General features: G+C 41.3%; 22 protein-coding genes. 3 read left to right on the forward strand and 19 right to left on the reverse strand.

Annotated elements, in window-relative coordinates; all coding sequences use genetic code 11:
- The first annotated feature begins 2 nt into the window (after positions 1-2).
- Positions 3-95 (forward strand): stressosome-associated protein Prli42, encoded by a 93-nt coding sequence (gene prli42 / locus NST09_RS11155; protein ID WP_017357951.1) that lies wholly within the window; start codon positions 3-5, stop codon positions 93-95.
- A gap of 39 nt (positions 96-134) precedes the next feature.
- Here prli42 and NST09_RS11160 read toward each other — a convergent pair whose 3' ends face one another.
- From NST09_RS11160 to NST09_RS11185, 6 genes are all read right to left on the reverse strand, one after another.
- On the reverse strand, positions 135-644 hold the full coding sequence (locus tag NST09_RS11160) for a L,D-transpeptidase (RefSeq protein ID WP_008342241.1): 510 nt from the start codon (positions 642-644) through the stop codon (positions 135-137).
- Between the two features lie 52 nt (positions 645-696).
- Complete coding sequence (locus NST09_RS11165) at positions 697-1,650, reverse strand: aromatic acid exporter family protein (RefSeq protein ID WP_007501130.1); 954 nt, start codon at positions 1,648-1,650, stop codon at positions 697-699.
- Positions 1,651-1,761: 111 nt separating this feature from the next.
- Positions 1,762-2,484: an amino acid ABC transporter ATP-binding protein gene (locus tag NST09_RS11170; RefSeq protein WP_017357952.1), complete on the reverse strand. Its 723-nt coding sequence runs from the start codon at positions 2,482-2,484 to the stop codon at positions 1,762-1,764.
- The gene (locus tag NST09_RS11175; RefSeq protein WP_024718895.1) at positions 2,477-3,136 is read right to left on the reverse strand and encodes an amino acid ABC transporter permease; all 660 of its coding nucleotides are present in this window, start codon (positions 3,134-3,136) and stop codon (positions 2,477-2,479) included. Before NST09_RS11175 ends, NST09_RS11170 begins: the two co-directional genes overlap by 8 nt.
- A gap of 119 nt (positions 3,137-3,255) precedes the next feature.
- Positions 3,256-4,020, reverse strand: a complete 765-nt coding sequence (locus tag NST09_RS11180) for a transporter substrate-binding domain-containing protein (RefSeq protein ID WP_025207597.1) — start codon at positions 4,018-4,020, stop codon at positions 3,256-3,258.
- 196 nt (positions 4,021-4,216) lie between these two features.
- Complete coding sequence (locus NST09_RS11185) at positions 4,217-4,654, reverse strand: BrxA/BrxB family bacilliredoxin (RefSeq protein WP_342493010.1); 438 nt, start codon at positions 4,652-4,654, stop codon at positions 4,217-4,219.
- Between the two features lie 167 nt (positions 4,655-4,821).
- On the opposite strand from NST09_RS11185, the gene NST09_RS11190 reads away from it, so the two are divergent.
- A complete protein-coding gene (locus NST09_RS11190; RefSeq protein ID WP_217815925.1) occupies positions 4,822-5,715 on the forward strand; it encodes a YegS/Rv2252/BmrU family lipid kinase in 894 nt (297 codons plus the stop codon).
- Positions 5,716-5,729: 14 nt separating this feature from the next.
- On the opposite strand, the gene NST09_RS11195 is transcribed toward NST09_RS11190, so the two are convergent.
- The 9 genes from NST09_RS11195 to NST09_RS11235 all read right to left on the reverse strand — a co-directional run bounded on the left by NST09_RS11195 (position 5,730) and on the right by NST09_RS11235 (position 16,154).
- Positions 5,730-6,023 (reverse strand): YesK-like family protein, encoded by a 294-nt coding sequence (locus NST09_RS11195; protein WP_008342236.1) that lies wholly within the window; start codon positions 6,021-6,023, stop codon positions 5,730-5,732.
- Positions 6,024-6,091: 68 nt separating this feature from the next.
- Positions 6,092-7,348: a dihydrolipoamide acetyltransferase family protein gene (locus tag NST09_RS11200; RefSeq protein ID WP_342493011.1), complete on the reverse strand. Its 1,257-nt coding sequence runs from the start codon at positions 7,346-7,348 to the stop codon at positions 6,092-6,094.
- Positions 7,349-7,367: 19 nt separating this feature from the next.
- The gene (locus tag NST09_RS11205; RefSeq protein WP_007501148.1) at positions 7,368-8,351 is read right to left on the reverse strand and encodes an alpha-ketoacid dehydrogenase subunit beta; all 984 of its coding nucleotides are present in this window, start codon (positions 8,349-8,351) and stop codon (positions 7,368-7,370) included.
- Positions 8,352-8,363: 12 nt separating this feature from the next.
- Positions 8,364-9,356 (reverse strand): thiamine pyrophosphate-dependent dehydrogenase E1 component subunit alpha, encoded by a 993-nt coding sequence (locus NST09_RS11210; protein ID WP_017367570.1) that lies wholly within the window; start codon positions 9,354-9,356, stop codon positions 8,364-8,366.
- Positions 9,357-9,373: 17 nt separating this feature from the next.
- A complete protein-coding gene (gene lpdA / locus NST09_RS11215) occupies positions 9,374-10,798 on the reverse strand; it encodes a dihydrolipoyl dehydrogenase (protein WP_017357957.1) in 1,425 nt (474 codons plus the stop codon).
- Positions 10,788-11,915 (reverse strand): butyrate kinase, encoded by a 1,128-nt coding sequence (buk, locus tag NST09_RS11220; RefSeq protein ID WP_026050108.1) that lies wholly within the window; start codon positions 11,913-11,915, stop codon positions 10,788-10,790. Before buk ends, lpdA begins: the two co-directional genes overlap by 11 nt.
- 27 nt (positions 11,916-11,942) lie before the next feature.
- A complete protein-coding gene (bcd, locus tag NST09_RS11225; RefSeq protein WP_007501155.1) occupies positions 11,943-13,037 on the reverse strand; it encodes a branched-chain amino acid dehydrogenase in 1,095 nt (364 codons plus the stop codon).
- 25 nt (positions 13,038-13,062) lie between these two features.
- Positions 13,063-13,956 carry a phosphate butyryltransferase gene (yqiS, locus tag NST09_RS11230; protein WP_008342231.1) on the reverse strand — a complete coding sequence of 298 codons (894 nt, stop codon included), beginning with the start codon at positions 13,954-13,956 and terminating at the stop codon, positions 13,063-13,065.
- Between the two features lie 125 nt (positions 13,957-14,081).
- Positions 14,082-16,154, reverse strand: coding sequence for a sigma-54-dependent Fis family transcriptional regulator (locus NST09_RS11235; protein WP_342493012.1), 2,073 nt, complete (start codon positions 16,152-16,154; stop codon positions 14,082-14,084).
- Between the two features lie 149 nt (positions 16,155-16,303).
- Here NST09_RS11235 and NST09_RS11240 point away from each other — a divergent pair, with 149 nt between their 5' ends.
- The gene (locus NST09_RS11240; protein ID WP_017357960.1) at positions 16,304-16,540 is read left to right on the forward strand and encodes a DUF2627 domain-containing protein; all 237 of its coding nucleotides are present in this window, start codon (positions 16,304-16,306) and stop codon (positions 16,538-16,540) included.
- 33 nt (positions 16,541-16,573) lie between these two features.
- Here NST09_RS11240 and NST09_RS11245 read toward each other — a convergent pair whose 3' ends face one another.
- From NST09_RS11245 to spoIVB, 4 genes are all read right to left on the reverse strand, one after another.
- Positions 16,574-17,311, reverse strand: coding sequence for a glycerophosphodiester phosphodiesterase (locus NST09_RS11245; protein ID WP_342493013.1), 738 nt, complete (start codon positions 17,309-17,311; stop codon positions 16,574-16,576).
- Between the two features lie 226 nt (positions 17,312-17,537).
- Positions 17,538-18,638: a Rap family tetratricopeptide repeat protein gene (locus tag NST09_RS11250; protein ID WP_019743381.1), complete on the reverse strand. Its 1,101-nt coding sequence runs from the start codon at positions 18,636-18,638 to the stop codon at positions 17,538-17,540.
- A 449-nt stretch (positions 18,639-19,087) separates the two neighbouring features.
- Positions 19,088-19,891, reverse strand: coding sequence for a sporulation transcription factor Spo0A (spo0A, locus tag NST09_RS11255; RefSeq protein WP_008342226.1), 804 nt, complete (start codon positions 19,889-19,891; stop codon positions 19,088-19,090).
- A gap of 283 nt (positions 19,892-20,174) precedes the next feature.
- The gene (spoIVB, locus tag NST09_RS11260; protein WP_007501161.1) at positions 20,175-21,452 is read right to left on the reverse strand and encodes a SpoIVB peptidase; all 1,278 of its coding nucleotides are present in this window, start codon (positions 21,450-21,452) and stop codon (positions 20,175-20,177) included.
- Positions 21,453-21,612 lie beyond the last annotated feature (160 nt).

The following is a 21,612-nucleotide window of genomic DNA, read 5'->3' on the forward strand; positions in this document are numbered from 1 at the left end:
ATATGTCTCAGAAATTCATGAAATTTATGGTATTGCTCATGATTAGCTTACTGTTAATTTCTTCACTTTTAGCAGGAGCGGCAGCCTTTTTATAAAGTGTTGATAAAAAAGCAGACAAGCAGGTGATTCGTTTTTTAACGAATGGCCTGTTTGTCTTTGGCCAGTTTTTCAAATGCATCGCTTGATGTCGTGATCCATACCTTTGTACCAACTGGAAGCTGATCAAATAGCCGTTCTACATCTTGATTATGAAGACGTACACAGCCTGCCGTAATAAATTTCCCTATCGATGTCTCATCACTTGTTCCATGAATGCCATAGGTTCTCCCGTCGGTTCCTCGCGCATCAAATCCAATCCACCTTCGGCCAAGTGGGTTATTCTTTGCGCCGCCTTCAATATTTTTTCTTCTGTAATAAGGATCTTTCGCTTTGATCATAATCGTAAATTCACCTTCTGGCGTTAAATCAGCTGTTTTGCCAGTAGAAGCCGGGTAGACTTTTTGAATTTTCCCATGATCAATATACGCAAGCTCGTTTGTTTGTTTATTAATAATGACATACGGGTCTCCTGGAAGCGGGTTTTGCCCAAGCGGCCAGATGGGTGAAAGGGACATGGTCAGCACAGTATAAAATAAAAGACGCATAGGCTCCTCCTTTTTCATTAGATTGACCAATGAAGGAGGAACTCATGCGTCTTTATTCTTTCATCCCTTTAAAATAACTTTTCAGCACCAAATATTGTTCCATTTCCCCGAGAAAATGAAAGAGTGCGGCTCTAGCTTCAAATTCTTCACGTGTTTGCGGAAGCGGCAGTGCATCAAACTCTTCTTTCATATCAATCAGGCGTCTTAAGAACTTATGCGCCGTGTTCCCTGGGTGAATATGTTCTCGTAAATCTCTAATATATTCTGCAATGATTTGCCCATGCTCCGTTGTAACAGAAATGGACGTAATTTTCGGAAGCACACGCTCAATGATTTCAAATTGCTTTTGTCTCATGTTGAAATAATGATAATACAGATTTTCATGTCTTAAGACATGGTTTTCAACATCACGGTATGCAAGAGCCTTCGCTTCTTTAATCAATTGATGCGTCTCTGGAATTTCTTTTCCTGTCCAGTCTTGTTTTCCGGTCATTAAATATTGCTCGATTTCTTCAAAGATTTTCGCAAAATTCGCTTCAATTTGTTCACTGTATTGTTTCAGCTTTTTATCAACGCTAGGCATATACAGGTTCATAATGAGTGCGACCCCTACACCAATGGTGATGAGTAAAAGCTCATTCCAGATGAGATGAAGCGTAATGCCTCCAGACATATACAAATGAAGGATAATCACTGAACTTGTGACAATCCCTTCTTTAATCCGAAGCAAGACCGTTGTTGGAATAAAGACGAGCAGCATCAGTCCAATGACAAAAGGATGATACCCAATCAGATCAAAAAATAAATAAGAAAATAAGATGGCAAGACTGCATGCGGCAAAGCGGGCCCCAGATGCGAGGAGTGACCTTTTTTTCGTCACCTGAATACAAAGAATCGTAATAATGCCGGCAGCTGAATAGTTTTGCAGACCGAGCATTTGTGCAATGTAAATGGCTAGAGCTGTTCCTAATGCTGTTTTCAGCGTTCGGTAGCCGATTTTAAACATGATGTGATTCACTCTTTTCTGTCTACTTTTGTGAAATGATGAACTTTTTTTACTTTCCCCATTATAATCAAAAAAAGAAGGAGATGTTAAGTCTCCTCCTCGTTTTTTTCATTATAATATTTTTTGTAAGAAATCTTGAGCACGCTGTGAAGACGGAGATTCAAAGAATTCTACAGGATTGGCATCCTCTACAATTTTCCCATCATCCATAAAGATCACACGGTCTGCTACTTCTTTTGCAAAGCCCATTTCATGTGTGACGATCATCAGCGTCATCCCAGATTGAGCGAGCTCTTTCATGACCTCTAATACTTCCTTTACCATTTCTGGATCAAGAGCAGACGTCGGCTCGTCAAAAAGCATGATGTCTGGTGTCATCGCAAGGGCACGTGCAATGGCGACACGCTGCTTTTGACCACCTGACAGCCGGTTCGGATAATCATCTTTTTTCTCTAAAAGTCCAACCTTTTTTAAAAGCTCCTCTGCCTGCTTGATGCTGTCTTCCTTCGATTGGTTCTTTACATTCATTGGCGCATACGTAATATTTTCTAGCACTGTTTTGTGCGGGAATAAGTGGAAATGTTGAAACACCATACCAATATTCTCGCGCACTTTTAGTGCATTTGTTTTTGGATTGGTAATTTCCGTCCCCTGAATCGTAATCACTCCAGAAGTCGGTTTTTCAAGTAAGTTAATACAGCGAAGAAATGTTGATTTTCCTGAACCAGATGGCCCGATGACAGCTACCACTTCGCCTTCTTTAATTGTGGTATCAATCCCTTTCAACACTTCATTTTTACCGAAAGATTTTGTGAGTTTCTCTATTTTAATCATTTGATTTTAACTTCCTTTCCACCGATTTGCCGACGAAGGTAAGAATAAGCACGATGACATAATAGATGAGACCCGCAAAAATAAGCGGTTCAAGATAGTTATAGGTGACGGCACCTGCTTGATAGGCTCGTCTCATGACATCGCCCAGTCCAATGACTGTGACAATCGCTGATTCTTTTGTCAGTGTAATCGTTTCGTTCACAAGTGCTGGTGAAATATTTTTGAATGCTTGCGGAAGCAATAAGTCCTTCATCATTTTAGCATACGGGATACCTAAAGCAACGGCCGCTTCTTTTTGCCCTTTATCAATGGCATTGATTCCTGCACGAATGATTTCAGATACGTACGCCGCCGAGTTTAGTGAAAAGGCGGCTACAGCTGCCCAGTATTGATCAATTTGAAAGCCGAGCAGCTGAGGAAGACCAAAATAAATAATCAAAAGCTGAAGCACAAGCGGTGTGCCTCGGAAGATTGACGTATAAAAATCGGCTAGCCAGATAAGTGGCTTAAATACACTAATTTTACAGAGCGTTAATAAGATTCCTAAAATAAAACCAAGAAACAGTGATACCACAACAATAGAAAGCGTTACTTTAAGACCTTCTAAAATAAAGGGCATCTGAGGTATGACATCTTTAAAATCCATCATGATATTCTCCTTTTTTCCATCAGATAAAATCAAAGAATAAACAGGAAAAAAGTTCAACACATGTTGAACTTTTCAGCGCTTTCTACTTGATTTTCATGAATGACGCTGATCCTTTTCCTGACTTACTTTTCATCAGCAAACCATTTTTTAATGAGTTTATCAAGTTCGCCATTATCCTTCATTTCTTTTAAAGATTTATTGAATTTCGCTGTTAAGTCGCTATTTTTTTTGAATGCAATGGCTGAACCTTCGTTTGAGCTATTCAATCCAAATGCTTGGAAATCTTTTTCCTTTTTCAAGTAGCCAGCCGCTACTTTATCTTCAATAATAGCTGCATCAAAACGGCCTGCTTTAATTTCTTGAATGATATCAGAAATTTTATTACGATCTTCAACTGTTAAGTTATATTTCTTTTGCAATCCGTTTGCTTCATCTTGCTGGATAGAACCTAATTGAACGCCAACCGTTTTGTCTTTTAAATCTTTCTCTGTTTTCATACCGCTAGATTTTTTTGATACAACCAAGTTTTCAGCATTGTAGTAAACATCTGAGAAATCAACTTGTTTTTTACGTTTTTCAGTAGGTGTCATGCCTGCAAGCACAATATCAGCTTTATTTGTTTTAAGAGCTGACACGAGGCTTGCAAAGTCCATATCTTGAATTTCTAGCTTGTAGCCGTTCTTTTTCGCTAGAGCTGTAGCAAGGTCGACATCAAAACCGATAATTTTATCACCGTCTTTTGATTCAAATGGCGGATAATCTGCTGAAGTCGCCATAATGAGTGTTTTGTCGTCTCCTGATGCGTTTGAATTATTAGAAGAAGTTCCGCATGCTGCTAATGCAGTTGCAAGACCAGCTGTCATAAGTAATAATAACCACTTTTTCATATGATAATGCCTCCTAGTATTTAAAATCATGAGTAGATTTGAATATTTATTCACTATAATGTATTTTAAACACTTTCTTTTTGATATGCAATAGTATTTTGCTAAAATTTTTTTGATTCTTATGTCATATAAAACAAAAAAACAGACCGATCAAAAGACCGGACTGCCTCTAAATGATTCATTCAAAAGTAACATGTTACACTTCTTCGCAATACTCATCGAAAGCGGCTTGAAGTTTTGACACCACTTCCATCGGTTCATGTCCTTCGATTTCGTGACGTTCGACCATTTTAATGATTTTCCCGTCTTTTAATAGAGCAAACGATGGTGAAGATGGCGGGAAGCCTTCAAAGTATTCACGTGCTTTTGCGGTTGCTTCTTTGTCCTGTCCAGCAAACACTGTGAGCAATTGATCTGGACGCTTATCGTAATGAACAGAATAACCAGCCGCTGGTCTAGCAATACCGCCTGCACAGCCGCACACTGAATTCACCATGACAAGTGTCGTTCCTTTTTTCGTCAGCGCTTCATCGACTTCTTCAGCTGTTGTCAGTTCCGTATAACCTGCCTGTTTAATCTCTTCTCGTGCTTGTTTCACAATATCATTCATAAATAAATTAAAATCAATATTCATAACCGTCCACTCCTTCTACGTACCAAACCATTTTAACTACATCATATCAAGGAAAACGCCGGCGGGCAAATGTCTTGTTTCGCCCCCTTCACTTTTTTCAAACGTCGTTTATGACCTGTGGAATTGGGGAAAAGTGATAATAAAGTGATGAAAGGGAGAACTGCGTGATGGCACAATTCAAAAAAGCGATACTCATTTATAACGGAAATGCTGGACAAAAAAACATGGAAAAAACACTAGGTCAAACAGTGCCTCTTCTTTCTTTACATATTGATGAACTCATCCTTAAGCCTACAAAACAGCCGAATGATGCCTATCATTTCTGCCGTGAGATGGATGAGTCGGTTGAATTGCTGATTATACTAGGTGGAGACGGAACCGTCCATGAATGTATGAATGGAATTGGCGGTTTAGAAAAAAGGCCGACTGTAGCGATCTTACCTGGCGGGACGTGCAATGACTTTTCTAGAACGCTGGGCATCCCTCAGCAGATGCCAAAGGCCGCTCAAATGGTGATAGATGGCACTGAAAAAAAGGTCGATTTAATCAAAGCAGAGGATCGATACCTTTTAAATTTTTGGGGGATTGGTCTCATCGCAGATACCTCAAACAATATTAATGATAAAGAAAAAGCTGTCCTCGGAAAAATCAGCTACTTCACGAGCGCTCTTCGAACCCTTCAGCAGACAGAACCTTTCTACGTACACATTGAAACGGAAGAGGAAAACTGGGAAGAAGAAGCTGTGATTGTCCTTGTCATGAATGGGCACTTTATCGGTACAAATAAAATAGATCTGCCAAATGCTTCAATTGATGATGGAAAAGCCGAAATTTTAATTTGCAGAAATACGAGTTTCTCTGCTTTAAAAGAGATTTTTTCAATGAACCGCGAAGAGCTAGAGGATTTTAAAGGTGACTTGTCTCTTATACAAGCATCCCGCATTCATATTCATACTAAAGAGGAAATGGATGCAGATACAGATGGAGAAGTATACATGACTGCTCCTTCTTCCCTTGAAGTATTAAAACAGCATTTGACCTTTATCGTTCCAGCAGAATAAAGAAAACGCCTGCATCATTTCGATGCGGGCGTTTTTTTGATATAACGTCTGTATAAATATTCAAGTGCATACCCTAGCAGTGTACCTATCAGAAGGGAAATGCCTAATAAACTATTGGCGACTCCTTTAAATCCTCCTATCATCAACAAGCAATAGGCGATTTGAATGATTGAAACGATTGATATGATGAGCAGTAAGCGTTCAGGATGATTGCGTGATTTGGAAATATACCGAAGAAAAGCGAACGCAATGGCTGTGATAAACATCAGACCGATCGTAAGAAAAGCAAAAAAATCTAGTCCAGACATCTCATCGCTCCTTTCTGATTGATGTGGAAATCCCCCTCTCATTGTGAGAAGGGGACATATAAATGAGCTTAATAGACGGACGTCTCTTCGTCAATGCCTTCAAGAATTTGTTTGATTCTTTGCAGGAATCTACCGCATACAAGACCATCGAGTACTCTATGATCTAATGAAAGACAAAGATTCACCATATCTCTTGCGGCAATCATACCATTTACAATCATCGGGCGCTTTACAATAGATTCTACTTGTAAAATGGCTGCTTGCGGATAGTTAATAATCCCCATTGATTGAACCGAACCAAATGATCCTGTGTTGTTCACAGTGAAAGTGCCGCCTTCCATGTCACTTTGCTTCAGTTTGCCTTGTCTGACCTTGAAAGCAAGTTCATGAATTTCTTTGGCGATTCCCTTAATCGTTTTCTCATCCGCATCTTTAATCACTGGGACAAAAAGAGCGTCATCTGTCGCAACAGCAATGGAGACATTGATCGCTTTCTTTTGAACAATTTTATCACCAGCCCACATGCTGTTCATTTCAGGGAATTCCTTTAAGGCCTGAGCCACTGCTTTGACAAAGAATGCAAAGAACGTCAAATTAAAGCCTTCTTTTGCTTTGAATTGATCTTTTAGCTGATTTCTTCTTGTCACAAGGTTTGTCACATCCACTTCCATCATCGTCCAGGCATGTGGAATTTCATGCTTGCTTCTTAGCATGTTTGCGGCAATCGCCTGTCTAATCGGAGTGACCGGCAGTTCAACATCTCCAGGCATTGAAGAGATGGAAGGAGCCGCTTTTGCTTGTGACGGCTTCGCAGGTTCTGTTTGACCCGTACCTTCACTCACAGGTGCTGCCGTTTCTTGTGCGCCTCCACTTTCGATAAGCTTCAGCAAATCTTTTCTTGTGATTCTGCCGCCAGCTCCCGTTCCTTGAACAGTCGCTAAATCAATTCCGTGCTCATCTGCTAAACGCAGGACTGCCGGAGAGTATCGTTTCTTTTGACTCTGATCCACATTTGTTTGGTCAGGTTCTGGTGCTTCATCTTGCGCAGGCGTCTCTTCTATTTTCGCACTCTGCTGCGCACTGCCTTCTACTTCAATTTCACAAAACACTTCTCCTACTTGAAGTGTTTCACCCTCAGCAGCCGCTAGTTTAGTGATTGTTCCTGTAAAGGATGATGGAACCTCTGCATTTACTTTATCTGTCATGACTTCCGCAATCGGATCGTATTTATTCACATGATCGCCAGGTGAAACGAGCCATTTGCTAATGGTTCCTTCTGTTACACTTTCACCAAGCTGAGGCATTTTCATTTGTTCAGTTGCCACTTTGAAACCCTCCTCTTTCTTAAAACGCCGCTAGTTCTCTCATTTCAGCTTCTACCTTATCCGGATTAACCATGAAGAATTTCTCCATTGTCGGTGCATAAGGCATTGCAGGGATATCAGGTCCTGCTAGACGTTTAATTGGCGCATCTAAATCAAACAAGCAGTGCTCTGAAATGATGGCAGCTACTTCACTCATGATGCTTCCTTCTTTTGTATCTTCTGTTAACAAGAGTACTTTCCCTGTTTTTGATGCCGCTTCAATAATCGCTTCTTGATCAAGCGGGTACACTGTACGTAAATCGAGAATATGAGCAGAAATTCCGTCCTTCGCAAGGCGCTCTGCTGCTTGGAGGGCAAAATGAACACAAAGGCCATATGTAATGACCGTAATGTCATCGCCTTCTCGTTTCACATCCGCTTTTCCAATAGGGAGCGTATAATCCTCTTCAGGCACTTCTCCTTTAATGAGACGGTATGCACGTTTGTGTTCAAAGAACAATACAGGATCTGGATCACGCACTGCGGCTTTTAACAACCCTTTGACATCATAAGGTGTAGAAGGCATCACAATCTTTAAGCCTGGCTGATTGGCAAAAATGGCTTCGACAGATTGTGAATGATAAAGCGCCCCGTGTACGCCGCCCCCGTAAGGAGCACGAATGACCATTGGGCAGCTCCAATCATTATTGGAACGATATCTAATTTTTGCAGCCTCTGAAATGATTTGGTTGATGGCTGGCATAATAAAATCCGCAAATTGCATCTCCGCGATCGGACGCATTCCATACATAGCAGCCCCAATACCTACACCTGCAATCGCTGATTCGGCAAGAGGTGTATCCATGACGCGCGCTTCTCCAAATTGCTCGTAAAGACCCGCTGTTGCTTTAAATACGCCGCCTTTTTTCCCGACATCCTCTCCGAGCACAAACACTTTCGGATCTCGCTCCATTTCTTCTTTCATCGCTAGTGTAATAGCGTCTATATATGACATAACAGGCATTTTTCTTCCCCCTTACTCCGCATACACGTAACGAAGTGCGCTTTCTGCATCGGCATAAGCTGCGTTTTCCGCTTCATCAGTGGCTTCGTTTACGATTTGCATGATTTCTTTTGTCATCTCTTCTTTCATTTCAGAAGTCATGACATTTCCTTCGATTAAGTACGTTTCATATTGAATGAGCGGATCTTTCTTTCTTGCTTCGAGCACTTCTTCTTTTTCTCGATAGCTAGAATCATCGTCATCACTTGAATGCGCAGTTAACCGGTAAGAAATGGTTTCGATCAATGTTGGGCCTTCGCCTCTTGCCGCACGATCTCTCGCTTCTTTGACCGCTGCATACACTTCAAGCGGATCATTTCCATCAACCGTCACACCCGGCATTCCGTACCCTATTGCACGATCTGAAATACGCTCACATGCCACTTGTTTGTCATACGGGACAGAAATCGCATACTTATTGTTTTCACACATGAAAATAACAGGCAGCTTATGCACCGCAGCAAAGTTGGCGCCTTCGTGAAAGTCTCCTTGGTTTGAAGAGCCTTCACCGAACGTCACAAAGCTAACAAAATTCTTTTGCTCTAGACGCCCGGCAAGTGCGATGCCAACCGCATGAGGAACCTGTGTTGTCACAGGCGATGATCCAGTCACAATTCGGTTTGATCTTTGCCCAAAATGACCTGGCATCTGTCTCCCGCCTGAGTTTGGATCGTCTTTTTTCGCAAAACCAGACATCATTAAATCTTTCGCCGTCATCCCGAATGCAAGGACAACCCCCATATCACGGTAATAAGGTAAAACGTAATCCTCTTCCCTATTGAGGGCAAAAGCGGCACCGACTTGCTGCGCTTCCTGTCCTTGACAAGAGATGACGAATGGAATTTTTCCAGAACGGTTTAACAGCCACATCCGTTCATCAATTTTTCTTGCTAAAAGCATGGTTCTATATATGTCAATCGCTTGTTCATCTGATAATCCTAATTCCTGATGACGCATGTTACTCATCATGTTTCCCTCCTTGATTAAAAATGGATCGCCTTTCCGTCAACAGCCAGTGCTGCCTCGCCAATTGCTTCTGACAAGGTTGGGTGCGGGTGGATCGTCTGCGCCACTTCCCACGGAGTTGCATCTAATACTTTGGCTAATCCAGCTTCAGATATCATATCTGTTACATGAGGACCAATCATATGAATCCCTAAGATATCATCTGTCTTTTGGTCAGCAATGATTTTGACAAATCCATCAGACTCTCCAAATACAAGCGCTTTTCCGATGGCCATAAAGGGAAACTTCCCAATCTTGACTTCGTAGCCTTGCTCTTTTGCCGCCTGTTCAGTCAGTCCAACACTAGCGGTTTCTGGGTGAGAGTAAACACATTTAGACACGAGCGTTTCATCAAGCGGCTTTGGATCTTGACCAGCCATATGTTCTACTGCAATCATGCCTTCATGTGATGCGACATGCGCCAGCTGAAGACCGCCAATGACATCACCTATTGCGTAAATATGCGACTCTTTCGTTTGGTAATGCTCATTCACGACAATGCCATGATTTTCTGTCTGGATGTCCGTGTTTTCAAGACCTATGCCTTCCACGTTTGGCACTCGGCCAACTGAAAGAAGCAGTTTCTCTGCTTCAAACGACTGAGTGTCTCCACCTTGTTCCACTTGGATCTTGACCAGATTCTCATGCTTTTCGGCAGTATCTGGCAGAACCTTCGCATTTGTCACTAAGGTGATGCCCTTTTTCGTTAAAAGCTTTTCCATTTCTTTAGAAATATCTTGATCCTCTGTTGGCAAAATGCGATCTGCAAATTCGATCACTGTGACTTTTACGCCAAAATCGTTAAGCATGGAAGCCCATTCGATCCCAATCACGCCTCCGCCGACAATCAGCATGGACTGAGGGAGTTCTTGCAGTTCAAGTGCTTCGTCTGATGTAAGGATGTGTGTTCCATCCGCTTCAAGTCCGGGCAGGACGCGCGGTCTTGATCCAGTCGCAATGATGACCTGCTTAGGAATCAGCATTTCATTTTCATCGCCATTCGCCATTTCTACCGAGATGGTGCCTGGCATTGGCGAAAAGATTGAAGGGCCTAGGATACGGCCTATTCCTTCGTATACATCAATTTTTCCTTGTTTCATTAAGTGTTTGACGCCGCCTGCTAATTTGTCGACAATCTCTGTTTTTCTTTTTTGTACGCTTGCAAATTGTAAGGCAATTCCGCTTGCTTCAACGCCAAAATCAGCGGCACGTTTGACCGTTTGATAGACTTCTGCACTTCTAAGCAGCGCTTTAGATGGGATACAGCCTTTATGAAGACATGTTCCACCGAGCTTTGATTTTTCTACGACTGCTGTTTTCAATCCAAGTTGAGAGGCACGAATGGCCGCTACATAGCCGCCTGTGCCTCCACCAAGAATGACGAGGTCATATTCAGTTGCCATGACTTGTCACTCCTTTCTCCGCCTTTTGATCATTTGGGTATTCTTTTGGTGATTCTTCTTCTTTTAAGATGCGAAGCGCCCCTTCTGCTAAGGATTGCAATTCATTTTCACCTGGGTACACAACAACATCTGAAATCCAGTCAATGTATCCTCTAATGCTTGACGTAATTTGTTTGCTGTAGGCAAGGCCGCCTGTTAACACAATGACGTCTACAGCTCCTTTTAAGACCGCACTAGCCGCACCGATTTCTTTGGCAATTTGATAGCACATCGCTTCATAAATAAGCGCCGCACGCTCATCACCTGCTTCGATCATGCGCTCTACTTTTACTGCATCTGTCGTACCAAGATAGCCTGCAAGACCGCCTTCGCCAATAATGCGTTTGAGCATTTCCTCTTGCGAATATTCACCAGAAAAGCATAAATTAACAAGGTCACCTGTTGGAAGAGTTCCTGCCCGCTCTGGGCTGAAAGGACCCTCGCCATGAAGACCGTTATTCACATCAATGACTTTTCCTTTTTGATGTACACCAATCGTAATTCCGCCGCCCATATGGGTAATGATCATGTTCAAATCTTCGTAACGCTTTCCAAACGAAGCAGCCGTTTTTCTTGCGACTGCTTTTTGATTTAACGCATGAAAAATGCTTTTCCGCTCAATTGTTGGCAGTCCTGAAATACGAGCAATTGGCTGTAGTTCATCTACGACTACGGGATCAACAATAAAAGCTGGGATGTTAAGGCCAAGTGCAATTTCTCGGGCAATAATTCCGCCTAGATTAGAGGCGTGCTGGCCAGCATACCCTTCTTTTAGATCTTCAACCATTTGCTCATTTACTTCATATGTGCCACCTTCAATCGGACGAAGAAGACCACCGCGTGCGCAAACTGCATCAAACTTTGAGATGTTCATCCCCTGTTCATGCAGTGTTTTCAAAATGGTTTCTTTACGGAATGAAAATTGATCAATGATATGAGGAAACTGCTTGATTTCCTCATCTGTATGTCTTAATGTCGTTTCAAAAATAGATCGTTCATTATGAAACACACCGATTTTTGTTGAGGTAGAGCCAGGATTAATCGTGAGAATACGCCATTCTTTTGTCAGCAAAAACAAAACCTCCGTTTCAACTCATTCATCCATTTAGCGACGACTTAAAATATGTTGACCATTTTGCAGGAATTGGCTTCTTGATTTGCGCATTCTTTCAATTCGCTCTTCAGCCAATCGGTCTGCCGCTTTATAAGTTGGAATGGCATCACGGTTAGAGATTTCAATCACTCGCTCAATGTTTTGGTAAATGCCTTCTACTTTTTTCATTGCACGATCGGCATTATAGCCATAAAGCTCATCTGCAACGTTAATCACACCGCCTGCATTGATCACATAATCCGGTGCGTACACAATGCCCATTTCATGAATAAGATCTCCATGATGTGTTTCTCTCAGCTGGTTATTCGCTGCACCTGCAATGACTTTTGCCTTTAATTTAGGAATCGTCACATCGTTAATGGTTGCACCGAGTGCACATGGCGCGTAAATATCACATTCTTGATCATAAATATCATCAGGGTCTACCGCTTTTGCACCGAAGTCTTCTACAGCTCGCTGAACTGAGTCTTTGTTGATATCAGTGACGATAAGCTGTGCGCCTTCTTCATGCAGGTGTTTACATAGGTTGTAAGCCACGTTTCCAACACCTTGAACGGCAATTGTTTTTCCTTCTAATGAATCTGTACCGAATGCTGCTTTTGCAGCTGCTTTCATCCCTTTATATACACCGTAAGCAGTCACTGGAGATGGGTTTCCTGAAGAACCAAATGCAGGAGAGATGCCTGTGACAAAGTCTGTTTCTTCATGGATAAGATCCATATCTTCTACCGTTGTACCGACATCTTCAGCGGTGATATAACGGCCATTTAATCCTTGAATGTAACGGCCAAAAGCACGGAACATTTCTTCATTCTTGTCTTTTCTCGGATCACCAATGATGACCGTTTTACCGCCGCCAAGGTTAAGCCCTGCCGCCGCATTTTTATAAGTCATACCTCTTGCAAGACGCAAGGCATCTTCGATCGCTGCTTCTTCATTTTCATATGTCCACATTCTTGTTCCGCCGAGTGCTGGCCCAAGTGTTGTATCATGAATGGCAATGATGGCTTTTAAACCAGACTGTTCATCCTGACAAAATACAAGCTGTTCATAATCGTATCGTTCCATATATTTAAAAAGTTCCATTTTCTATTCCTCCTAATACTTTCACTTAATTTGATGTACAGATGGCAAGTGCAATTGAATAGAGCTTGCTTTCAGCTGAATCAGACCGGCTTGTTAAAGCAATCGGTGCTTTCGCTCCTGCCACCACAGCTCCCACTTTTGCATGAGCAAAGTAGATGAGAGATTTATAAAGAATGTTGCCTGCTTCAATGGTCGGCACAAGCAAAATATCTGCATGACCAGCCACATCACTCGTAATATTTTTATGAGAAGCTGCCGTTTGAGAAATGGCATTATCTAAAGCAAGCGGCCCATCAATCAGGCAGCCAGAAATTTGACCTCTTCGATTCATTTGCGCAAGACTTGCAGCTGTGAGCGTCGAATCCATCGCTGGGTTTACGACTTCTACCGCTGATAATACCGCCACTTTGGGCATATCATTTCCGACAGCTTGTGCGACTTGAACGGAATTCACCGTAATTTCTTTCAGCATATTTAAATCAGGCGCAATGTTCATCGCAGAGTCCGTCACATAGATAAAACGGTCAAAGCCCGGTACTTCGAAGGCTGCAACATGTGAAAGGACACTCGCTGTCCGAAGCCCATATTCTTTATTTAGGACAGCTTTTAACAGTACGGCTGTCGGGACATGCCCCTTCATGAGAATATCTGCATGATTTTCACTTACTGCCTGAACGGCAATTTTGGCAGATTCTTCGGGTGAATCTGAATGAATAATATCTATCCAGTCTTCATTAATCTCATGCTGTTTGACTAGCTCCTTTAGGTTGCGTTTGTTTCCAACCAGCAGGAAGCGAGCGACTTTTCGTTCGATTGCCATTTTGATGGCATGAAGCACTTCTTCGTCTTCTGCATGAGCCACAGCCGCTGTTTTATTCTGCAGCTGCGAGGCTTTGATAATCAGATCGTCAAGCTTCATACTTGCCCACCTTTCCTTGTGCTCGGTTCCTCTTTTTATATGCAAGTTCCGTGCCAGCTTGAAATGTGTGAAAAATAAGCCTTTCCGCAAAGAAATTATGCAATTTCTTGCAGGTTACGTGCATGTTACTGCATGCTATCTTTTGCAAGCTGATACTTATCCATTTTATAGTAAAGATTTCGAATGCTGATCCCTAACGTTTTCGCTGTTTTTGTGCGATTGAATTGATGTTTTTCAAGGGTTTGTTTGATCAACTGCGCTTCAAATGCTTCTACAGCATCTGAGAGCGTCTCCCCCTCAAATTGACTAACAGCCAGTTCCTGCTGCTCTTTTTCCTCATGCTCGTCTGACTCCATGAAGGCGATATGCGCTTCATCGATCCATTCTTCTTGCGGATTCAAAAAGATCATCGCTCGTCCAAGCACATTTTCAAGCTCTCTCACGTTGCCTGGCCAGCTATATGATCGAAGTCTATGAAGCGCACGATCTGTTAAGCCGCTGACGTTTCGCCCATAGTCTAAATTGATCTTCTGGATGAGGCGTTTACTTAATGATTCAATATCTTCGAGACGCTGTCTGAGCGGTGGGATCGATATCGGGTATCTATTCATTCGATAATATAAATCCTCTCTGAACTTCCCTTCTGCCATCGCCTTTTCAATATTGACATTTGTCGCTGTGATCACACGCACATCGACCGGTATCGCTTTCGTTCCGCCTACCCGAACAATTTCTTTTTCTTGCATGACACGCAGCAATTTCGCTTGTGTACTTGGCGTCATTTCACCGATTTCATCTAAAAAGATGCTGCCTTGATTGGCTTCTTCAAACAGCCCTTTTTTCCCGCCTCGCCTTGCACCAGAAAACGCTCCTTCCTCGTAGCCAAACAGTTCTGACTCTAAAAGAGTTTCTGATAAGGCAGCACAGTTGACACGGACAAAGCGGTTGTACTTGCGATCACTTTCATTGTGAATGGCATGCGCAAACAGCTCTTTCCCAGTACCTGATTCTCCGCGGAGTAAAATGGTTGCCGGCGTTTTTGCGCCCAGTTTTGCCTGCTCAAGTGCGACAAGCATTTGTTCACTTTCTCCAATAATTTCTTCAAATGTGTACTTTGCTTCAAGTGTTCGGATGAGCTGTCTTGCTTTATTTAATTCATTCGTCAATGATTGGATTTCGGATACATCGTGAATGACCCCGACACTGCCTTTTAGAATGCCGTCAACAATAACAGGTGCTACATTGACGATGACATCTTTTTTATTTGGACCAACCTTCATTCTGACGCCACGAACAGGTCTTCTTGTTTCAAGCACCTTTAAGTGCATGCTTTCCCCTTCGGAAATATCAGCACCAGCTGGTTTACCTACGACCTCTTTATCCGTTAAACCGGTCATTTTCGTATAAGCACGGTTGATCAAAATACCTTTCCCCTGCTCATCGACAACCGATATGGCTTCATCTGATGATTGAATAATCGCCTCAAGCATCGTTCTTACTTCTTTGAGGTTTGTCACTTCTTCCGCAAGCTCCACCGCATCTGTAATGTCTTTAAAGATGGATAAAGCACCTAACATTCTCCCCGCGTCATCAATAATCGGCAGACGGGTGGTCACAATTTGAATTTGCTGATTCAAAAATTGCTTTTGGTTAAATTCCGGCTCCCTTGACCTTAATATATCGGGAAGTTTCGTGTTCGGAATCACTTCTCGAATGTGACGGCCAATCGCATCCTTTTGCGAACACCCCACCATTTTGGCAGCCGATCGATTAAACAGGACCACTTCTTCATCCATATTAATAAAAATCATGCCATCATTCGTTGCATTAAAAATGCGGTCATGTTTATAGGTTTGTTCCTTCAATATTTGAATAAGCTGTTGTTTCTCTGCCATTAATTCTGACATGACATATGCCATCGAGCTTGGCACAATCACAGCATGCTCTGGTTTTTGTTCAATTAGTTCCTTCAGTACAGCAGAACTGCCTGTGGTTTCAATGATGATATCAATGTCATCTTTTATGTATTCTTTCCAATCCGTCGTCGTCTCAATTCCATTCTTTTTCGCTTCATCCATCCCCGGTGCCTCGAGATCAAGGTCGGCGATCGCAATGATTTGAACCGTATTTGTTTTCAGCAATGTTTCAAGCAGTGCTGATCCACCTTGTCCTGCACCGACAATCAAGACTCTCTGCATCCCGTTACCCCTTTATATGAAAAATTTTGCACACCATATTTTTCCGTTGCAAAAAATTGCACAACACCTATATTACCACGTTTTCCTTTCTTGACAAAATATTTTTTGAATTAGACAATGGAAGTAAATGACGTTTAAGGGGACATTTGATGGGGAGAATACTGGCATTAGTGATTATTTTAATACCTGGAGCCTTTGCAGCACTTGGCATTAAGCTGCTGCGTGACACTGTTTTCGGCATCATCATTGCACCATTTCCATATTTATGGCTGCAAGGAATTGCAGGGTTGTTATTTTTAGGGGGAGGTCTTTATGTTGTTGCAGGATTTATTTTATATAGAGACCGTAAACGAAATAAAGTAACAACTCGTTTTAAGCAAAGGTAATCATGAAAAAGACCCGCTGTTGATAGCAGGTCTTTATTTCATTTCTTCTCTTATTTTGACGGCTCGATCAGGAAAATCAGTAAAGATTCCATCAACACCCAAGGTCAACATATTTTTTATTTGCTTCTCACTGTTTACAGTAAACGGTCTGATCACTTGTTGGTCCGCATGGAGAGCGCATACTACTTCTTTTGTCACCCCAGCGCCCTTTATATTCGGATGGTAGCCCTTTGCCGGGATTGTTTTTAAATACATGTCCGGTTGATGAATCACATCCATCGTGAGGACCGCCAGTTCAATGTGCGGCATCAGCTTGTGAAAAAGAGCTAAGCTGCCGTGATGAAATGATGAGACAAGCACTCGATCCTCTATTTGAAAGTGCTCAATTTGCTCTTTTACTTTTTCTTCAATCCCTGGATATCGATAAATAGAGTTTTTTAATTCAATGTTGATCATAAAGGATGGTCTCTGCGTCACTAGCTCTAATACTTCTTCTAATAGAGGAATGGAGACCGCACCCGTTTCTTCATAGAAAGAATGACTGGCATCTCCTCTTTTTAACTCTTCATATGTATAGTCTTTCACTAACCCTTTCATATTGGTCGTTCGGTTCAGCTTTTCATCGTGAATGACAGCTAGTCTGCCGTCTTTGGTGAGCTGAACATCAAGCTCAATCCCATCCGCTCCAGAATGGAGTGCGTGCTCAAAGGCAATCATGGTGTTCTCTGGATAGTTTCCTTTAAAGCCTCTATGTGCAAAAATTTTCGTCATATGCCACCTCTAAATATGATGATTACCTATATTATGACGTGTCTGTTTTCGTTTTGCCAGTTTGAGCACATAAAAAAACCTCTTCTAATAAGAGAGAAGAGGTTGACAGGTAAATTCGATCACGTAATCGCTCTGATGGCTTGCTCTGTCGTCTCTGCGTCAAGAGCAAAAAGGGAAGAAACAACTGCGACTGCTGTAACGATTGTTACACCTAACAACAACTTTTTCATAAGATAACCTCCACTTTCTTTTGAAGTATTTGTGCATCGAATTTCTTTTCAAGAAAACGAATGGCATTTTGATAATCATTTCGTTCCTTGAAGTATTTCGATATTTGTTCAGACAAATCCTCAAGCTCCACATATAATCTATTTTTTTCTATGTAGTCTAATTTTTCAGAGAATACGTCTGCTGCTCCACTATTTTCGCACATCAAATCCAAAATTTCAAATTTTACTATATATTCATTATTTTGGATATCACAGCTATATTGAATCCCCTCTTTAATATATTCTTTCGCCTCATGATCTCCTAAATGAACTAAGGCATTTGCGAGAACATATAAAGATTGGATGAAATAATGGCTATTGTCGCGATGAATTTGAATGCTCATCCCTTTTTTGGCGTATTGCGCACTTTTTTCATAATCAGGTTTTGCGTAATAAAGAACCGCTAAATTGTGATAGCACTTCCCAATCAGCACTTCATTGTTAATGCGCTTACTTTTCTCAAGTGCCTCTTGGTACTTTTCCTCAGCTTCATCAAACTGTAGTAAATCAATACAGTTGCTTGCATGTAAAATTAAGCTGTCAATCGCCTGTGCGGTATATTCTTCATGCGCTTTAAACGTATCAATGGCTTTTTTAATATGATTAATGGAAATGAAATTTTGCTTCAGTTCGTAATAAATGGAAGCGACTTTATGATGAAAAGTTCCTACTTCAAGATCTTCATTCACACGTTTTAGCCGCTGCTCAGCAATCTTATAAAAACTAATCGCCTCATCATATTTTTTGACATAGGCAGCATATTGGCCTTTATAAAAGTAAAAATAAAAATTAATAATGTCATCTGCTTTTTCATCCAGCGTTCCGACACTTTTCATAATCTGATTGGCTTTTTCAATATTTCCAAGTAACATTTCATGTCTGCCGTCGACTAGCTGATAATAAAGAAGAACTTCTCGATCCTCATCTGTATTTTTTAGCAAATTCTGAATTTTCTCTTTATAGACAGCAGATTTTTCTAGGTCATTCTGAGAAATGACCCTCGTCCACTTGCTAATTTCGTTCGCAACCTCAGCAGAGTGGATTTTCAGCTTTCCCATAACCTCACCCTCTTCTTTTCATTATTATAGCATAGTAAAAGAATGTGAAAATTATTAAATTCGACAATGGGAATATTCAGTTCAAATGGCACAATCTCTAAGAAGCCAGTGACTTTAAAACGCCAACCAATCGGGTCAATAGAAATAGAACTTTCGATCTCATTTACTTTATTTACTAATTACATAAGACCTTTTCCTCTCATCCTTTTTCTTACGAATGAGCGTTTTCTTCTTCTATAAGCCAATTGATTAGCGTAGCTGATTACCACTATTTTATGTCCTATTCATTTCTTTCATGCTTTATTTTTCATTTTATTCTGAAAATAAAGCAGCCCGTTTGTCCAATTTAAACATTAAAGATGATTTTATCAACATAACCATTTTTTAGCAATATTTTACGAAAATAAAAAAACGCCTCATTGAAGAAACGTTTTTTTATGGACGTTGACTTAGCTTGCTCTATGCTCTAAACGCAGACGATCAGCTACCATGGCAATAAATTCGGAATTGGTCGGTTTGGCTTTTGACATGCTGACTGTGTAGCCAAAGAGTGACGAAATGGAGTCAATATTCCCTCTGCTCCAAGCCACTTCAATGGCATGACGAATCGCTCGTTCTACCCTGCTGGCTGTCGTGTTAAATTTCTTTGCAATGTCTGGGTACAATACTTTTGTAATACTGCCGAGTAGTTCAATATCATTGTACACCATCGAAATGGCTTCTCTTAAGTATAAATAACCTTTAATATGAGCTGGCACGCCAATCTCATGAATAATCGTCGTAATGCTCGCATCTAAGTTCTTACGTTTCGGTTCAGGTTTGCTGCGAAGGACACTGTTTTGGATAGATGAAGATCGATGGCTGACTTGTGTGCCGTTTCCACTGACTTGACGAATATGACCTACGAGGTTTTCCATATCGAATGGTTTCAAAATGAAATAGGATGCGCCCAAATCGACTGCTTTTTTCGTTACGTCTTCTTGTCCGAAAGCCGTCAGCATAATGACACTTGGCTGTTTAGTCATTTCATTGTTTTCACGGAGGCGTTCCAGTACAGCAAGACCGTCTAAATGAGGCATGATAATATCTAAGAGGAGAACGTCGGGCTCTTTATCTTTAAATAATGTCAGACATTCCTGACCATTATACGCCACGCCAAGTACTTCCATATCTTCCTGTCCCTCAATATACTCTGTCAAAAGGCCAACAAGTTCTCGATTGTCATCAGCTACACACACTTTAATTTTCTCCACGTTCTTTCCTCCCCAATGTCGATTCCTTAGTCTTTTGCATTTCTCTTCTGAGTGTTCAATTCGACAAAACCATGCTATCCCCTTTAAAAAAGTTTAATTTTCCGAATAATAGAGCATTATCTAGCTTTTTCTACGTTTTTCTTAATGAATCGACGATTATTGCAATTTGACAACACACTGTTTTCCATTTTGTCGAAAAATCTCTTTTTCCTTATTTTATAACATGATGGAAGAGAAAGAAAGGGTAGAAAAAAACTGCCGGAAGATTCGCGGCAGTTTTTCATCAGCTTGCTTTTTTGTTTTTTTGATAAAGGTCAATTCCTGCTTCTGACAGCATCCATTCAATGTGTACGCCGTATCCGCTTGTCGGGTCATTGACGAACACGTGAGTGACCGCTCCAATGACTTTGCCATTTTGGATGATCGGACTACCGCTCATTCCTTGAACGATCCCGCCCGTTTTGCTTAATAAGCGTTCATCTGTTACTTTAAGCACCATTCCTTTTGTTGCCGGGAATTTTTGTGGTGTTGTGCTGACGATTTTAATATCAAATTTCTCTACTTTATCATGGTCCACAACCGTTAATATTTCGGCTGGACCTTCTTTTACTTCATTTGATAATGCGACTGGAAGTGGTTTGTCTGCTACATGATTTTCAAGTTTTTCGGTTAACGTACCAAATATACCGAATGGACTGTTACGTGAAATATCACCTATCGTTTTTCTTTCGGAAGAAAACCTGGCCAATTTTTCTCCAGGGTTGCCTCCTGTCCCTTTTTCAATGGATGTGACGGTTGATCTGACAATTTCACCATTGTCGACTACGATTGGTTTTTTTGTATCCATGTCAGAAATCACATGCCCAAGGGCGCCATATTTTTTAGAAGATGGTTCAAAGAAGGTCATCGTCCCGATTCCTGCTGCGGAATCACGAATATAAAGACCGATTCGATAAGTACCTTCACTTGCATCTTTCGCGGGTGTTAATGTCGTTTGAAAGGTTTTATGGTCTCTTTTTATGAGTAAATGAAGGGTTTCCCCCGTTTTTCCGGCTTTCTGAATAAATGGGGTGAGGTCATTCATCTTCTCCATTTTCTGACCATTGATCTCAATGATCATATCCCCTGATTGAATGCCTGCAGCTTCACCTGGTGATTTTTTGCCGTCTGCTGTTGTGATTTGATGAAAACCAACAACGAGAACTCCGACAGAGTGGAGTTTGACGCCAATGGATTGTCCTCCAGGAATGACTTTTAATTCGGGAAGAACATCGACTTTTGTTTTCTTAATAGGAAATCCTTTAAAATCATAAACAATTTCGGCTTTTCCCGCCTTTTGTCCCGTTACTTCAAGTTGATTCTTTTTCTCTGAAAGACTAAAGGCTGGTGAAGAAGCATTGGCTGACGCTTCAATTGATGTATCAATCGAATGCTTCTCGTGTTCAAATACTGCGACAGTTGTTGGAATGCTGATATATTCCTTCACTATGCTCATAAACCCTGTACTTATTAAAGAAACAAGGAGAATCACACCAATGGCTTTTCTCATCTTTTCGGGCATTCATTTTTCACTCTCCTCGCTCCTTACCCACACCAGAACATTAATGTTTTGGCTACATCTTTACTTTTGCCTTCTTAGCGAGGATTTATAACCGGCACCTTTAGAAAATGATTGGATAAATTGATAAAAGAAAAAGACGATTTCATGCGTATATACGGCG

The organism is Bacillus sp. FSL W7-1346, assembly GCF_038593335.1.
In the GTDB taxonomy this organism is placed as follows: Bacteria; Bacillota; Bacilli; order Bacillales; family Bacillaceae; genus Bacillus; species Bacillus altitudinis.

Coding starts and splice junctions, on each gene's coding strand:
- NST09_RS11235 (WP_342493012.1), bottom strand. CDS start 16,154: ATGCAGAGAGTCTTGATTGTCGGTGCAGGACAAGGTGGATCAGCACTG.
- lpdA (WP_017357957.1), bottom strand. CDS start 10,798: ATGGCAACTGAATATGACCTCGTCATTCTTGGTGGAGGCACAGGCGGC.
- NST09_RS11205 (WP_007501148.1), bottom strand. CDS start 8,351: ATGCCTGTTATGTCATATATAGACGCTATTACACTAGCGATGAAAGAA.
- NST09_RS11180 (WP_025207597.1), bottom strand. CDS start 4,020: ATGAAAAAGTGGTTATTATTACTTATGACAGCTGGTCTTGCAACTGCA.
- bcd (WP_007501155.1), bottom strand. CDS start 13,037: ATGGAACTTTTTAAATATATGGAACGATACGATTATGAACAGCTTGTA.
- NST09_RS11170 (WP_017357952.1), bottom strand. CDS start 2,484: ATGATTAAAATAGAGAAACTCACAAAATCTTTCGGTAAAAATGAAGTG.
- NST09_RS11245 (WP_342493013.1), bottom strand. CDS start 17,311: ATGACGAAAATTTTTGCACATAGAGGCTTTAAAGGAAACTATCCAGAG.
- NST09_RS11240 (WP_017357960.1), top strand. CDS start 16,304: ATGGGGAGAATACTGGCATTAGTGATTATTTTAATACCTGGAGCCTTT.
- NST09_RS11250 (WP_019743381.1), bottom strand. CDS start 18,638: ATGGGAAAGCTGAAAATCCACTCTGCTGAGGTTGCGAACGAAATTAGC.
- NST09_RS11195 (WP_008342236.1), bottom strand. CDS start 6,023: ATGTCTGGACTAGATTTTTTTGCTTTTCTTACGATCGGTCTGATGTTT.
- NST09_RS11160 (WP_008342241.1), bottom strand. CDS start 644: ATGCGTCTTTTATTTTATACTGTGCTGACCATGTCCCTTTCACCCATC.
- prli42 (WP_017357951.1), top strand. CDS start 3: ATGTCTCAGAAATTCATGAAATTTATGGTATTGCTCATGATTAGCTTA.
- NST09_RS11190 (WP_217815925.1), top strand. CDS start 4,822: ATGGCACAATTCAAAAAAGCGATACTCATTTATAACGGAAATGCTGGA.
- spoIVB (WP_007501161.1), bottom strand. CDS start 21,452: ATGCCCGAAAAGATGAGAAAAGCCATTGGTGTGATTCTCCTTGTTTCT.
- yqiS (WP_008342231.1), bottom strand. CDS start 13,956: ATGAAGCTTGACGATCTGATTATCAAAGCCTCGCAGCTGCAGAATAAA.
- NST09_RS11210 (WP_017367570.1), bottom strand. CDS start 9,356: ATGAGTAACATGCGTCATCAGGAATTAGGATTATCAGATGAACAAGCG.
- NST09_RS11185 (WP_342493010.1), bottom strand. CDS start 4,654: ATGAATATTGATTTTAATTTATTTATGAATGATATTGTGAAACAAGCA.
- NST09_RS11165 (WP_007501130.1), bottom strand. CDS start 1,650: ATGTTTAAAATCGGCTACCGAACGCTGAAAACAGCATTAGGAACAGCT.